Below are 14,385 nucleotides of genomic sequence, written 5' to 3'. Positions count from 1 at the left end.
CGCCGTCCGCCGGGCCGTAGGGTGGCCGGATGATCAACTCCAGCCGCCGGTCCGGCGTCTCCTTCGCCCTCGCCGCCGCCGTCGCCGGGACCGCCCTCGCCGCGCTGCGGGCCACGGCGCCGGGCGGCCGGGAACGCTGGGAGCGCGACACCCACGCCGGGCGGAGAGCCGGCCTGTACGCCGGGCCCGCGACCGCCGTGGCGGCGGCCGTGGGGGCCGGGCGGGTGCGGCCCGCGGCGGGACTGGCGGTGCTCGCCGCCGGGGCCGCGGGCGCCTACGACGACGTGACGGCCGTCCACGACCCGCGGCGCGGCTTCCGGGCCCATCTGGCGGCGTTGCGGGACGGCGAGGTCACCAGCGGCGCCGTGAAGCTGTTCGGGATCGGCGCGGCCGGGCTCGCCGCCGGGGCGGCGATGAAGCAACGGCCGCTCGACAAGGTGCTCGCGGGTGTGGTCGTCGCCGGTGCGGCGCACTTCGTCAACCTCGTGGACGTACGCCCCGGCAGGGCCGCAGCCGCGGTCCTCGCGCTCGGGGCGCCGGGCCTGCTGCGGCCGGGCCCCGGGGCGGAGACGGCCGCCGCCGCGATGGGGGCCGCCGCGGCCGTGCTCCCCGACGACCTCGCCGGGCGCACCATGCTCGGCGACACCGGGGCGCACGCGCTGGGCGCGGCCCTGGGCGCCGCGGTCGTGGCCGGCAACGGCCGTGCGGGACTCGCCGCGCACGCCGTCGCGCTGGTGGCCGCCGCGGCCTGCGGAGACCGGGTGACCGCGTGGGCGCGCCACTCGTGCGAGTGAACGGCTCCGTCCCGTTGCCGCCCAAGTCGCAAGCCCGCGTGAGCCGTCGTTCCCGGAACACCCGTACGTGCTGGCATCCTTGACGGGGCAACGCGCAGGAAATCCGCGCGCCCTCCCCGCACCGTCCTTCTGTACGTTCTTCGTGACCGTCCGCCCGCCGAACCAGGAGTCCCCGGCCACGTGACCCCCGTGAGCAGCCACTCTCCGCTCGGCCGGTCGCCGCTGCGCACCGTGCAGGTGCTGGGCGGAGGCAACGCCGGCAGCAGCGCGCACGTGCGCTCACTGGCCGCGGGGCTCGTCGCACGGGGCGTGAAGGTCACGGTGTGCGCCCCCGCCGAGGCGGAACGCACCTACGACTTCACGGGCGCCGGGGCCGACCACGCGCACGTGCCGCGCAGCAGCGACCCCGTCTCCGTGGCGGCGCTGCGGGCGGTGTGCGCCGACGCCGACCTCGTGCACGCCCACGGACTGCACGCCTCCTTCCGCGCCGTGCTGGCCCTCGGCGGACGCCGGGCCCGCACCCCGCTCGTCGTCACCTGGCACGACCGGGCCCACGCCGAGGGAGCGCAGGCCCGTCTGGTGCGGGTCCTGGAGCGACGGGTGATGCGCGCGGCCGGCGTCGTACTCGGGGCCACCTCGGACCTGGTCGACCGGGCCCGGCTCACCGGCGCACGCGACGCCAGGCTGGGACCCGTGGCCCTGCCCGGCCGCCCCCGCCCGGCCGCCGCCCCCGACGACCCCGACCTGCTGCGCGCCAAGACCCGGGCCGAACTCGGCGCCGTGGGGCGCCCGTTGCTGATCGCGGTCGGCTCCCTGGACCCGCACCGGGGGTACGACGTCCTGCTCGACGCCGCGCGCACCTGGCGCCTGCTCGACCCCGTGCCGCTGGTCGTCGTCGCCGGAGAGGGCCCGCTGCGCGGGGAGTTGCAGCGGCGGATCGAGGACGAGGAACTGCCGGTGGTGCTCATCGGCCGCAGGGACGATGTGACCGACCTGCTCGCGGCGGCCGACCTCGCGCTGCTGCCGAGCCGCCGGGAGGCGGGGCGCTCCGTGCTCGCCCAGGAGGCCCTCCACGCGCGCGTGCCGCTCGTGGCGAGCGCGACCGGCGGCATCCCCGAACTCGTCGGCGACGGCGCCGAACTCGTCCCGCGCGGGGACGCCGAGGCCCTCGCCGAGGCCGTCTCCGGGCTGCTCGGCGACCCCGCCCGGCGCGAGGCGCTGCGGGACAGGGGAGCCCGGCAGGCGGCCACCTGGCCGACCGAGGACGAGACCGTCGCCCAGGTCCTCAGCGTCTACGACGAGCTGACGCGCCCCCTGCCGCTCCTCTAGGCCCCCGCGCTACGTCACGTGCCGGCGTGCCCGCAGGGCGAGGCTCAACGCCAGGACGGTGTGCGGGTCGTCGAGGTCCGTGCCCAGCAACTCCCCGATCCGCGCGAGCCGGTTGTAGAGCGTCTGCCGGTTCAGATGGAGTTCGCGCGCCGTCTCCGCCTTGCGGCCCGCGTGCGCCAGGTACGTCTGGAGGGTGGGCAGCAGCGGCGGCTTGGAGCGGCTGTCGTGGTCCCGCAGGGGGCCGATCGCCCGGTCGACGAACGCGGCCAGGTCCGGATGGTCGCGCAGCCGCCACAGCAGCAGATCGATGTCGAGGCGCCGGGCGTCGTACCACGGCCGGTCGCTGAGGCCCTGCGCCGCCGCGGCCGTCTCCGCCGCGTGCCGGAGCCCCGCGGAGGCCGCCGCCCAGCCGCCCGCCACCCCCACGACCACGACCGGCGGCCGGCTCCCCGGCCGCTGCATCCCGGCCCGCTCGACGCCCGCCCGCAGCGCCGCCGCGACCCGGTCGGCGACCGCCGCGCGTTCCGACTCCGAGCGCAGGCCCAGCAGGAGCGGCACCCGTCCCTCCACGGGCCGCACGCCCAGCAGGACGGGCACGCCGACCGACGACAGTTCCTCCGCGACCGCCCGCGCCAGCACCGCCCAGCCGCCGCCGGAGGGGGCGAGGGTGTCGCCGAGCCGCATCACGACCGGCAGCAGGGGGCTGGAGCCGGGCTTGAAACCGAGGACGCGGGCCTGCGCCGGGGCGTCCTCCGCGGTGATCCGGCCCTCGGCGAGGTCGGTGAGGAAGTCGCCGCGCCCGCGCGCCGCCAGCTCCTCCTCCTGCCGGGCCTGCATCAGCACCACGGCGAGGATGCCGGCCGCCCGCTCCGCCGCCATGCGGTGCACCGGGCCCAGCGGTGACCGTACGGGCAGCAGGACGAGCCGGGCGCGCACGGACCCGGCGCCGGGGCCGCCGCCGGGCACGTCCACCAGGGCGGAGCCCGCCGGGGGAGGGGCGTCCTTGTGCGGGCCGCGCAGGCCCTCCCAGACCTGGAGCGGGTCGGCGCCCTCGGGTCCGGAGCCGGCGGCGTAGAGCAGACGGCCGTCGGTGGTCTCCAGGAAGACCGGGTTGTCGCCGAAGTCGGCGAGGATGCCGAGCACCTGGGGAACCCCGCCGCCGCCGAGGAGGGCCTCCGTGCAGCGGCGGTGCACCTCCTCCGCCCGCTGGAGCAGCGCGTAGTGGCCGTTGACGATCTCGGTGTGGATCTCCTCGGTGACGGTCACGAACGGCACTTCGCGGTGGAGCTGGACCAGGGGGAGACCCGTGGCGCGGGCGGTGTCGACCAGGGCCGCGGGCAGCCGCGCGAAGCGGGGCCCGAGTTCCACGACGAGGGCGGCGATGCCGCGCTCGGCGAGGGTGCGCACGAAGGCCCGCTGCTCGGCGGGGCGGGTTCCGAGGCCGTAGCCCGTGGTGAGGAGGAGTTCGCCGCCCTTGAGGAGGGAGGCGATGTTGGGTACCTCGCCGGCGTGCACCCAGCGGACGGTGCGGTGCAGGTGGTCGGCTCCGGCGACGGTCTCCGGGAGGCCGCTGCGCAGGCCGGGGAGCTCCAGGGCGCGCTGCACGGTGATGCCCGTGGACGGGGGTGCGCTCTTCATGGAGCGGACGGTACCCGGGGGCGCGGCCGGGCGGTAACGCCGGGCACCCGGTGCTCTCCGGGTCCCGGCGCGGGCGGGTGCGCGGGTGGGCGCGCGGCCCGGCACTGCCGGGAGCCGCGCGCTCGCGGGCGCTCAGCCCCCGTAGGCGCCGCTCGCCGTGAGCCTGAGGGCCGTGTCGATGAGGGGGACGTGGCTGAAGGCCTGCGGGAAGTTGCCGACCTGGCGCTGGAGGCGCGGGTCCCACTCCTCGGCGAGCAGACCCAGGTCGTTGCGCAGGGACAGCAGCTTCTCGAACAGCCTCCGGGCCTCGTCGACCCGGCCGATCATCGCCAGGTCGTCGGCCATCCAGAACGAGCAGGCGAGGAAGGCGCCCTCGTCGCCCGGCAGGCCGTCGACGCCCGCCTCCTTGCCGTCCGTCGGGTAGCGCAGGATGAACCCGTCCGACGTGGACAGCTCCCGCTGGATCGCCTCGATGGTGCCGATGACCCGCTTGTCGTCCGGCGGCAGGAAGCCCATCTGCGGAATCAGCAGCAGCGAGGCGTCCAGCTCCTCGGAGCCGTAGGACTGCGTGAAGGTGTTGCGCTCCTTGTCGTAACCCTTCTCGCACACGTCCCGGTGGATGTCGTCGCGGAGCCGCTTCCAGCGCTCCAGCGGGCCGTCGGCGTCGCCGGACTCGATCAGCTTGATGGTGCGGTCGACGGCGACCCAGGCCATCACCTTGGAGTGCACGAAGTGCCGGCGCGGGCCGCGCACCTCCCAGATGCCCTCGTCCGGTTCCTGCCAGTGGTCCTCCAGGTAGCGGATCAGCTTGATCTGGAGCAGTGAGGCGTAGTCGTTGCGGGACAGGCCCGTCATGTGGGCCAGGTGCAGGGCCTCGGTGACCTCGCCGTAGACGTCGAGCTGGAGCTGGTGGGCCGCGCCGTTGCCGACCCGGACCGGGGTGGAGCCCTCGTAGCCCGGCAGCCAGTCCAGCTCCGCCTCGCCCAGCTCGCGCTCGCCCGCGATGCCGTACATGATCTGCAGGTTCTCCGGGTCGCCGGCGACCGCCCGCAGCAGCCACTCGCGCCAGGCGCGGGCCTCCTCGCGGTACCCGGTGCGCAGCAGCGAGGACAGCGTGATCGCCGCGTCGCGCAGCCACGTGTAGCGGTAGTCCCAGTTGCGGACGCCGCCGATCTCCTCGGGCAGGGAGGTGGTGGGCGCGGCGACGATGCCGCCGGTCGGGGCGTACGTCAGCGCCTTCAGCGTGATCAGGGAGCGGACCACCGCCTCGCGGTAGGGACCGTGGTACGTGCAGTGCTCGACCCACTCGCGCCAGAAGTCCTCGGTCGCCTCCAGCGACTGCTCGGGCTCCGGCAGCGGCGGGGGCTGCTTGTGCGAGGGCTCCCACGAGATGGTGAAGGCGATCCGGTCACCGGGAGCGACCGTGAAGTCCGCGTACGTCGTCAGCGCCTTGCCGTAGGTCTCGGCCTCTGTGTCGAACCACACGGAGTCGGGCCCGGCGACGGCCACGGTGCGGCCCTCGTGCTTGTGCACCCACGGCACGACCCGGCCGTAGCTGAACCGCATCCGCAGCTCGGAGCGCATCGGCACCCGGCCGGAGACGCCCTCCACGATCCGGATGAGCTGGGGGGCGCCGTCACGGGGCGGCATGAAATCGGTCACGCGGACCGTGCCGCGCGGGGTGTCCCACTCGGATTCCAGGATCAGGGAGTCGCCGCGGTAGCCGCGCCGGGCGGCGGGGGGCGGCACGGTACCGGGCGCGAAGGCGGGGCCGAGCCGCCAGAAGCCGTGTTCCTCGGTGCCCAGCAGACCGGCGAAGATGGCGTGCGAGTCGAAGCGGGGCAGGCACAGCCAGTCGACTGTCCCGTCCCGGCAGACCAGGGCAGCGGTCTGCATGTCTCCGATGAGTGCGTAGTCTTCGATGCGCCCGGCCACGTGCAACTCCAGTCGAACGGCCACGTCACCCCGCGTGGGGGCGGTCGCTAGTGCGGTCAAGGGGGGGTTGTGATGCGTCGTTGAGCGATGAAGCAAAGCAGCGGTCGGGCCCTGGGGCCAAACGCTGTTGCCGCAAACGACAATTGTTGCTCAACGAACTGACGAGCTCTTGTTGTTCCGGCGCCGACGGACGGGGGGTGGTGCCGTGACGCCTTGGGCTGGCTCGGCAGCGAACGTCCGAGCAGGATACGACGCATGCAGATGATCTGTGTGCCGGTCCGGAGAACAGGATTCCGCCGAACGGGTGGCCGCCGGGTGTGACCCCCGCGCACCGCTCGCCTCCGTGTCGGCGCGTGCGCGGAGCGTGGCCGGAAGCCGTCGCTCTCCGGCGCTGATACGCTGGTAGCCCGTGGACCGGTGGGAGAAAAACCCCGGAACCGCAGCGACGGCGCCGCCGACGACGACCCGGGACGACCGGGCCGGCCGACGAGCGCAGCGCACCCCAGACCGCGACCACGGGAGCCCCCTCTTGGCCATGCCGCCCAAATCCTCGACGACCAAGCACATCTTCGTCACCGGGGGTGTCGCCTCCTCGCTCGGCAAGGGGCTGACCGCCTCCAGCCTCGGCATGCTGCTCAAGGCCCGCGGTCTGCGCGTCGTGATGCAGAAGCTCGACCCGTACCTGAACGTCGACCCCGGCACGATGAACCCCTTCCAGCACGGTGAGGTCTTCGTCACCAACGACGGTGCCGAGACCGACCTGGACATCGGCCACTACGAGCGTTTCCTCGACCGCGACCTCGACGGCTCCGCCAATGTCACCACGGGTCAGGTCTACTCGACGGTGATCGCCAAGGAACGGCGCGGCGAGTACCTCGGCGACACGGTGCAGGTCATCCCGCACATCACCAACGAGATCAAGCACCGCATCCGCCGCATGGCGACGGACGAGGTCGACGTCGTGATCACCGAGGTCGGCGGGACGGTCGGCGACATCGAGTCGCTGCCGTTCCTGGAGACCGTCCGCCAGGTCCGCCACGAGGTCGGCCGGGACAACGTCTTCGTGGTGCACATCTCGCTGCTGCCCTACATCGGCCCCTCGGGCGAGCTGAAGACCAAGCCGACCCAGCACAGCGTCGCCGCCCTGCGCAACATCGGTATCCAGCCGGACGCCATCGTGCTGCGCTGCGACCGCGAGGTCCCGACCGCCATCAAGCGCAAGATCTCGCTGATGTGCGACGTCGACGAGGACGCCGTCGTGGCCTGCCCCGACGCCCGCTCGATCTACGACATCCCCAAGGTCATCCACGCCGAGGGCCTGGACGCCTACGTCGTCCGCAAGCTCGACCTGCCCTTCCGCGACGTGGACTGGACGACCTGGGACGACCTGCTCGACCGGGTCCACAACCCCGAGCACGAGATCGTCATGGCCCTGGTCGGCAAGTACATCGACCTGCCCGACGCCTACCTCTCGGTCACCGAGGCGCTGCGCGCCGGCGGCTTCGCCAACCGGGCCCGCGTGAAGATCAAGTGGGTCACGTCCGACGACTGCAAGACCCCGGCCGGCGCCAAGGCGCAGCTCGGCGACGTGGACGCCATCTGCATCCCGGGCGGCTTCGGCGACCGCGGTGTGCTCGGCAAGGTCGGCGCCATCCGCTACGCCCGCGAGAACAAGATCCCGCTGCTCGGCCTCTGCCTCGGCCTGCAGTGCATCGTGATCGAGGCCGCCCGCAACCTCGCGGACATCGCGGACGCCAACTCCACCGAGTTCGACCCGGCCACCGGCCACCCGGTCATCTCCACGATGGCCGAGCAGCTCGACATCGTGGCCGGCGAGGGCGACATGGGCGGCACCATGCGGCTCGGCATGTACCCGGCCAAGCTGGCCGAGGGCTCCATCGTGCGCGAGGTCTACGACGGCAAGGAGTACGTCGAGGAGCGGCACCGCCACCGCTACGAGGTGAACAACGCCTACCGCGCGGAGCTGGAGAAGAAGGCCGGCATCGTCTTCTCGGGCACCTCCCCGGACGGCAAGCTCGTCGAGTACGTCGAGTACCCGCGCGACGTCCACCCCTACCTGGTCGCCACCCAGGCGCACCCGGAGCTGCGTTCGCGCCCGACCCGCCCGCACCCGCTGTTCGCCGGGCTGGTCAAGGCGGCCGTCGAGCGGAAGACCGCCAAGTAGCAGAGCAGTTGTACGGTGGCCGGGACGCGTCCTTCCGACGGGGCGCGTCCCGGCCATCTTCGCGTTGCGTCTGGAAGGACAGGGCATGACGGGCACGACCATCAAGGACACCCCCGAGGAGTGGGAGGTCCGGGCGACGGAGATCCCCTTCCGGGGCAAGAAGACCTCCGTCCGCACGGACGAGGTGGTCATGCCCGACGGATCCGTGGCGAGCCGCGACTACCAGGTCCACCCCGGTTCCGTGGCCGTCCTCGCCCTGGACGACGAGGGCCGGGCGCTGGTCCTGCGCCAGTACCGGCACCCGGTGCGCGAGAAGCTGTGGGAGATCCCGGCGGGCCTGCTCGACGTGCCCGGCGAGAACCCGCTGCGCGCCGCCCAGCGCGAGCTGTACGAGGAGGCGCACGTCAAGGCCGAGGACTGGCGGGTGCTGACCGACGTCTACACCACCCCCGGCGGCTGCGACGAGGCCGTGCGGATCTTCCTCGCCCGGAACCTGTCCGAGGCCGACGGCGAGCGCTTCGAGGTCGAGGACGAAGAGGCCGACATGGAGCTGGCGCGGGTGCCCGTCGCGGACCTGGTCCGTGGAGTGCTCGCCGGCGACCTGCACAACAACTGCCTCGTCGTGGGCGTGCTCTCGCTGGTCGCGGCCGAGCGGGGCGACGGCCTGGACGCCCTGCGCCCGGCCGAGGCGCCGTGGCCGGCCCGCCCCTTCGAGGCCTGAGGCCCGAGGACCGCGGTGTCCGGGCCCGTGGTGTCCGGCTCCACGGTGTCCGGTTCCGGGGCGTCCGAGCCCGGAGGCGCCCGGTCCGAACACCCCGGCCGAGGCGCGAGGCCCGGCTCACGGGCCCGTAGGGCACCGAGCGACCGTGGGCCGTGGGCCCCGCTCCCGCCCCGGGACGCCGCCGCAGGCCCCTGTCCGGCCGGTGGGAGGCCCCGGAGGGACCCGTACGGCACACCCGGGCCCGTGTGGTGTGACCATCGGCTGATCCGATCGGGGGATGCCCCCGCCGCGCTCCGCACGGTCCGTAGCAGAGCGTGAACTAGGCTCGGAAACCGCCCGAACCGGAGTTCCGGCGGGCGCCGGCGTGCGGTGGGATCGGGAGTGTGGCCCGTGACGGATCAGGCGGTGGAGACGGACGGCGTGCGGCTGTCGGGCGACCCTGCTGAGGAGAGTCGTTTCCTGGGCCGTGACCGGGAGTTGAAGGAGCTGCGCGCCGACATCGAACGCGCCGGTCTGGACACGCTCTCCGGCCGCAAGGCCCCCCGCGCGCGGGTGCTGCTGATCGCGGGCAGGCCCGGCTCCGGACGCACCGCGCTCGCCGCGGAGCTCGTCGCCCGGGTCGCGGACCGTTACCCCGACGGGGTCCTGCGCGCCCGGCTGAGCGAGCCCGACGGCAGCCGCGTGCCCGTCGCGCGACTCGCCCGCGAACTCCTCGCCGAACTGGACCGCACCGTCGCGCCCGGCGCCGACGAGGACGACCTCACCGCGGCGCTGCGCGAGGCCCTCGCCGACCGCCGGGTCCTGCTCCTGCTCGACGACGCCGCCGACGCCGAGCAGGTCGACGCCCTGCTCCCGGACACCCCTGACTGCCTCGCCGTCGCCGTCGCCCAGGGCCCGCTGACCGGCATCGCGGACGTCCGCCCGTGCACGCTGGGGGGCCTGGACACCAAGTCGGCCGTGGAGCTGCTGTCGCGGTACACCGGCTCGGTCCGCATCACCGTCGACCCCCGCGCCGCCGAGCAGCTCGTCGAGGTCTGCCAGGCCCAGCCCGCCGTCCTCACCCTGGCCGGGGGCTGGCTCGCCGCGCGACCCAAGGCGGCCGTCGCCGACCTCGCCAAGCACCTGCACGCCGCGGACGACCAGGGGACCCCGCTCAGCCGCGTCTTCCACCTCACCTACGCGGCGCTGTCCGCCTCGGCCGCCCGGACCCTGCGCCTGCTCTCCCTCGCCCCCGCCGGGCTGGTCGACCCGCACACCGCCTCGGCGCTCGCCGGCTGCTCGGTGGCCGGCGCCCGCACCGCCCTGGAGGACTTCACGGCCCTCGGCCTGCTGCACCCGGTCGCCGGCTCGCCGCTGCCGCAGTACGAGGTCCCCGGCTGCCTGTACCCGCTGCTGCGCGCCCTCGCCGACAAGCACGACCGGCCCGCCGAGCTCCAGCTCGCCCGCGCCCGGATGCTCGAGCGCACCGTGCGCCTGCTCCAGTCCTGCCGGGCGATCACCGAGACCGACAGCGACCGGGCCCGGGAGAAGCTCGGCGGGATGCCGCGCGCCCTGCGCTTCCCCACGCCGAGGGCCGCCGCCGAATGGCTGAGCGTCCGCAGGCCCGCCCTGCTCGCCGCGGCCCGCCTCGCGGTCGCCGACGGAGAGCTGGACACCCTCGCCCGCAGGCTGATGTCCCAGCTCGTGCGCGCCATGGTGGCCCACTTCGGAACCCAGGCGGCGGCCGCCGACCTGTACGGCGTCCACCGGCTCGTCCTCGACGTGGCCGAGCGCCGCGACCTGCCCCGCGAGAAGGCGGCGGCCCTGCTGAACCTGGGCGACCTGGACGCCCGTACCGGCCGCACCGCCGAGGCGCTGGTGCGCTACCGGGCCGCGCTGGACGCCGGACGGGCGGCGGACGACCCGTACGCGACCGGCCGCGCGATGGAATCCGTAGGCGGCGCCCACCTGGAGCTGGGGGACTACGACCGGGCCGCCGACTGGTTCGGCCGCGCCCTGGCCCAGCGGCTCGCGCGCAACGAGCGCGAGGACGCCGCCCGCATCTACGGCCGCATCGCCACCGCCCACACCTACGCCGGCCGCTACGGCGAAGCGGTGCGGGGCTGGCGGGCGGCGGTCGCCGGGCACCGCAGGAGCGGCGATGTGGCCGCCCACGCACGGGCGTTGAGTGAACTGGCCCGCGTCCAGGAGTACGCCGGACGCCCCGCGGAAGCGCTGCGCACCTGCCAGGAGGCCGTCGAGTGGGCGCGGCGGGCGGAGGACACCCGGCTCCAGGCCGCGCTGCACATCAGGCTCGCCGACACCCTCGACCGCCTCGGCGACCCCGCGGCGGCCGGTCTGCACCGGACTGCCGCAGAACGCATGCTGAGGGAAGAACCGGAAGATGCCTGCGAAATCCGCAGCGCTTCCTCTGGAGATTGATGCTTTGAAAGGCTAGACAGCGGGAACACCTTCATTAGACTGGCTCTGCCGCACGTTCTTCTGCGGTCTCCCCAGGTGTGCCCTAGCTTGAACGGGTATGCCATGTAATAGCCCCATTCTCTGAGCCAAGGACCGTGATCCACGTGAAGGTCGGCATCCCCCGCGAGGTCAAGAACAACGAGTTCCGGGTGGCCATCACCCCCGCCGGCGTGCATGAGCTGGTGCGCCACGGTCACCAGGTCGTCGTCGAGCGCGACGCCGGCGTCGGTTCCTCGATCCCCAACGACGAGTACGTCGCCGCAGGCGCGCAGATACTCGACACCGCGGACGAGGTCTGGGCCGCCGCCGATCTGCTGCTGAAGGTCAAGGAGCCGGTCGCCGAGGAGTACCACCGCCTCCGCAAGGACCAGACGCTCTTCACCTACCTGCACCTGGCCGCCTCCAAGGAGTGCACGGACGCCCTGATCGAGTCCGGCACCACCGCGATCGCCTACGAGACGGTCGAGCTCCCGAACCGCGCCCTGCCGCTGCTCGCCCCGATGTCCGAGGTCGCGGGCCGCCTGGCCCCGCAGGTCGGCGCCTACCACCTGATGGCCGCCAACGGCGGCCGCGGCGTGCTGCCCGGCGGCGTCCCCGGCGTGCTGGCCGGCAAGGCCGTCGTCATCGGCGGCGGCGTCTCCGGCTGGAACGCCGCGCAGATCGCCATCGGCCTGGGCTTCCACGTGACCCTGCTCGACAAGGACATCAACAAGCTCAAGGAGGCCGACAAGATCTTCGGGACGAAGATCCAGACCGTCGTCTCCAACGCCTTCGAGCTGGAGAAGGCCTGCCTGGAGGCCGACCTCGTGATCGGCGCCGTCCTGATCCCGGGCGCCAAGGCCCCGAAGCTGGTCAGCAACGAGCTGGTCTCCCGGATGAAGCCCGGAAGTGTCCTTGTCGACATCGCCATCGACCAGGGCGGCTGCTTCGAGGACTCCCACCCGACCACGCACGCCGAGCCGACCTTCCCGGTCCACAACTCGGTCTTCTACTGCGTCGCCAACATGCCCGGCGCCGTGCCGAACACCTCCACCTACGCGCTGACCAACGCCACGCTGCCGTACATCGTGGAGCTGGCCAACCGCGGCTGGGTCGAGGCGCTGCGCCGCGACCCCGCGCTGGCCAAGGGTCTCAACACCCATGACGGCAAGGTCGTTTACAAGGAGGTCGCCGAGGCCCACGGCCTGGAGCACGTCGAGCTGGACTCGCTGCTCGCCTGAGCCCCGCGGCAGGCGCGTCGGCCAAGTTGTCACCTCGTAAAGGCGATACGTCAACAGTCGCCGTCAACCTCGCCCACCCGGCCGGACCTTGCCCGACAAGGTCCGGCCGGGTGTGTGTATGGTCACTTTGCGATTCTCGGCCAACTCGCCTCGAACGTAACGCTTCAACCGATTCGCGCACCGGTGAAACCTGCTGTGCGACGGCCCTACGCCCTTGACAGGGGGGTGTTCCATAGCCGACACATCGGGCCGGGTCCGGCGGATTGTGTTGCTGCGGACGGCCGACACGCCATAGAGTCGCCGAACGTCGGCATGGTGCCACGCTGACCTGTCTAGAAGTTACCTGGTCACCAAGGAGGTAAGACGACTTGTGAATGAGTCGACATTTACTCCCGGGGGTGGTCAACCAGGAATGCCTGCACGGGCCGAAGGCCCCGGGCGTCTCGAGGCTGTCGGCTCCGTCGCTGTACGCACCTTCGCAGCCGCCCACCAGAGTCCGCAGGCGACTCGGACAGCACACATGAGTATGGATGGCCAACACGTGAACGCCATGGCCGGCGACGGAAGTGGCGCGCCCCGCAACCACTTCGCCGACTACGACGAACTGCCCGAGGGGCACTTCTACGACCCGGATGCGGAGTACGAGCCCGATCCCGAGTACGCGGCGACGCTCGCGCCCGACGCGGCCCGTCAGCGCCGTGAGCGCATCGGTCCGACCGGACGCCCGCTGCCGTACTTCCCGATCCCGGGCCCGCTGACCGATCACGGCCCCGCGAAGATCATCGCCATGTGCAACCAGAAGGGCGGCGTGGGCAAGACCACGTCGACCATCAACCTGGGTGCCGCGCTCGCCGAGTACGGGCGCCGTGTGCTGCTCGTCGACTTCGACCCGCAGGGCGCGCTGTCGGTCGGCCTCGGCGTCAACCCGATGGAACTCGACCTCACCGTCTACAACCTGCTCATGGAGCGGGGCATGGCGGCGGACGAGGTGCTGCTGAAGACGGCGGTCCCCAACATGGACCTGCTGCCCAGCAACATCGACCTCTCGGCGGCCGAGGTGCAGCTCGTGAGCGAGGTGGCGCGCGAGTCCACGCTCCAGCGGGCGCTGAAGCCGCTGATGGACGACTACGACTACATCGTCATCGACTGCCAGCCCTCGCTCGGTCTGCTCACGGTGAACGCCCTGACGGCCGCGCACAAGGTGATCGTGCCGCTGGAGTGCGAGTTCTTCGCGCTGCGCGGTGTGGCCCTGCTGACCGAGACGATCGAGAAGGTCCAGGAGCGGCTCAACCCCGACCTGGAGCTCGACGGCATCCTGGCCACGATGTACGACTCCCGCACGGTGCACAGCCGTGAGGTGCTCGCGCGTGTCGTCGAGGCGTTCGACGATCACGTCTACCACACGGTCATCGGGCGCACCGTCCGCTTCCCGGAGACCACGGTCGCGGGCGAGCCGATCACCACGTACGCCTCCAACTCCGTCGGTGCCGCCGCCTACCGCCAGCTCGCCAGGGAGGTGCTCGCCCGGTGTCACGCCGAGTGAGTCTGCCGGGGGCCGACGAACTCTTCCGCACGACAGGGGGAACGGCGCTTCAGGCGTCCACCCCGCGGCGGCCGGCCGGCGGCGACGCCCGGGTGCCGGCGCCGGCGGGGGAGAGCGACCCGGCGGCCGCCGAGGACGCCCCGCAGTCGGTGCCCGCCCAGGGCGGCGACGGCGAGGGCGCCGAGCACACGGCGGCGGACGCGGAACCGGCGGCGGCCGGCGAGTCGCGCAGCCGGGGCGCCGAGCGCACCCCGCGGGGCCCGGGCAAGGGCGCGCAGGAAGGTTCTGCCGCCGCCCAGCCCCGCAAGCGCGGCCGGGCCGCCGCACGGCGTCCCAGCGGCCGCGAGCGGCACGACGAGAAGATCACCGTGTACGTCTCCGCCGAGGAGCTCATGGACCTGGAGCACGCCCGGCTGGTGCTCCGCGGAGAGCACGGACTGGCCGTCGACCGCGGCCGGATCGTCCGCGAGGCGGTCGCCGTGGTCCTCGCCGACCTCGAGAGCCGCGGGGACGCCAGCATCCTCGTACGACGGCTGCGCGGGCGGTAGCGGTAGCCTGCG

At 73.3% G+C, this 14,385-nt stretch carries 10 protein-coding genes; 8 read left to right on the top strand and 2 right to left on the bottom strand.

The genetic code is table 11. The features are described 5' to 3' along the window. Positions 1-29: 29 nt before the first annotated feature. A complete protein-coding gene (locus ACH499_RS32515; protein ID WP_399020408.1) occupies positions 30-794 on the top strand; it encodes a hypothetical protein in 765 nt (254 codons plus the stop codon). Positions 795-974: 180 nt separating this feature from the next. After that, the gene (locus ACH499_RS32510) at positions 975-2,123 is read left to right on the top strand and encodes a glycosyltransferase family 4 protein (protein ID WP_356204551.1); all 1,149 of its coding nucleotides are present in this window, start codon (positions 975-977) and stop codon (positions 2,121-2,123) included. Positions 2,124-2,132: 9 nt separating this feature from the next. Here ACH499_RS32510 and ACH499_RS32505 read toward each other — a convergent pair whose 3' ends face one another. After that, positions 2,133-3,761 carry a PucR family transcriptional regulator gene (locus ACH499_RS32505; RefSeq protein WP_399020405.1) on the bottom strand — a complete coding sequence of 543 codons (1,629 nt, stop codon included), beginning with the start codon at positions 3,759-3,761 and terminating at the stop codon, positions 2,133-2,135. A 132-nt stretch (positions 3,762-3,893) separates the two neighbouring features. Further along, complete coding sequence (locus ACH499_RS32500) at positions 3,894-5,696, bottom strand: glycoside hydrolase family 15 protein (RefSeq protein WP_356204738.1); 1,803 nt, start codon at positions 5,694-5,696, stop codon at positions 3,894-3,896. A gap of 535 nt (positions 5,697-6,231) precedes the next feature. On the opposite strand from ACH499_RS32500, the gene ACH499_RS32495 reads away from it, so the two are divergent. From ACH499_RS32495 to ACH499_RS32470, 6 genes are all read left to right on the top strand, one after another. Then, positions 6,232-7,881: a CTP synthase gene (locus ACH499_RS32495; protein ID WP_399020403.1), complete on the top strand. Its 1,650-nt coding sequence runs from the start codon at positions 6,232-6,234 to the stop codon at positions 7,879-7,881. Positions 7,882-7,966: 85 nt separating this feature from the next. Beyond that, positions 7,967-8,602, top strand: coding sequence for an NUDIX hydrolase (locus tag ACH499_RS32490; RefSeq protein WP_356204557.1), 636 nt, complete (start codon positions 7,967-7,969; stop codon positions 8,600-8,602). A gap of 390 nt (positions 8,603-8,992) precedes the next feature. Then, the gene (locus ACH499_RS32485; RefSeq protein ID WP_399020401.1) at positions 8,993-11,023 is read left to right on the top strand and encodes a tetratricopeptide repeat protein; all 2,031 of its coding nucleotides are present in this window, start codon (positions 8,993-8,995) and stop codon (positions 11,021-11,023) included. Positions 11,024-11,157: 134 nt separating this feature from the next. After that, positions 11,158-12,282: an alanine dehydrogenase gene (ald, locus tag ACH499_RS32480; protein WP_356204562.1), complete on the top strand. Its 1,125-nt coding sequence runs from the start codon at positions 11,158-11,160 to the stop codon at positions 12,280-12,282. Positions 12,283-12,694: 412 nt separating this feature from the next. Further along, a complete protein-coding gene (locus ACH499_RS32475) occupies positions 12,695-13,825 on the top strand; it encodes a ParA family protein (protein WP_356204565.1) in 1,131 nt (376 codons plus the stop codon). Beyond that, positions 13,810-14,373 (top strand): hypothetical protein, encoded by a 564-nt coding sequence (locus ACH499_RS32470; RefSeq protein ID WP_356204568.1) that lies wholly within the window; start codon positions 13,810-13,812, stop codon positions 14,371-14,373. Before ACH499_RS32475 ends, ACH499_RS32470 begins: the two co-directional genes overlap by 16 nt. Positions 14,374-14,385: the final 12 nt, after the last annotated feature.

Origin of the sequence: Streptomyces sp. NPDC018947 (assembly GCF_044390505.1) — a bacterium.
Lineage (GTDB): Bacteria > Actinomycetota > Actinomycetes > Streptomycetales > Streptomycetaceae > Streptomyces.
Note: the sequence above shows the minus strand (reverse complement) of the source record. Positions and strands in the feature narration are given on the sequence as shown.

What these genes read in the sequence shown, in the direction of transcription:
- ACH499_RS32490 (WP_356204557.1), top strand. Translation starts at nt 7,967, where the DNA reads ATGACGGGCACGACCATCAAGGACACCCCCGAGGAGTGGGAGGTCCGG.
- ACH499_RS32495 (WP_399020403.1), top strand. Translation starts at nt 6,232, where the DNA reads ATGCCGCCCAAATCCTCGACGACCAAGCACATCTTCGTCACCGGGGGT.
- ACH499_RS32475 (WP_356204565.1), top strand. Translation starts at nt 12,695, where the DNA reads ATGCCTGCACGGGCCGAAGGCCCCGGGCGTCTCGAGGCTGTCGGCTCC.
- ACH499_RS32515 (WP_399020408.1), top strand. Translation starts at nt 30, where the DNA reads ATGATCAACTCCAGCCGCCGGTCCGGCGTCTCCTTCGCCCTCGCCGCC.
- ACH499_RS32505 (WP_399020405.1), bottom strand. Translation starts at nt 3,761, where the DNA reads ATGAAGAGCGCACCCCCGTCCACGGGCATCACCGTGCAGCGCGCCCTG.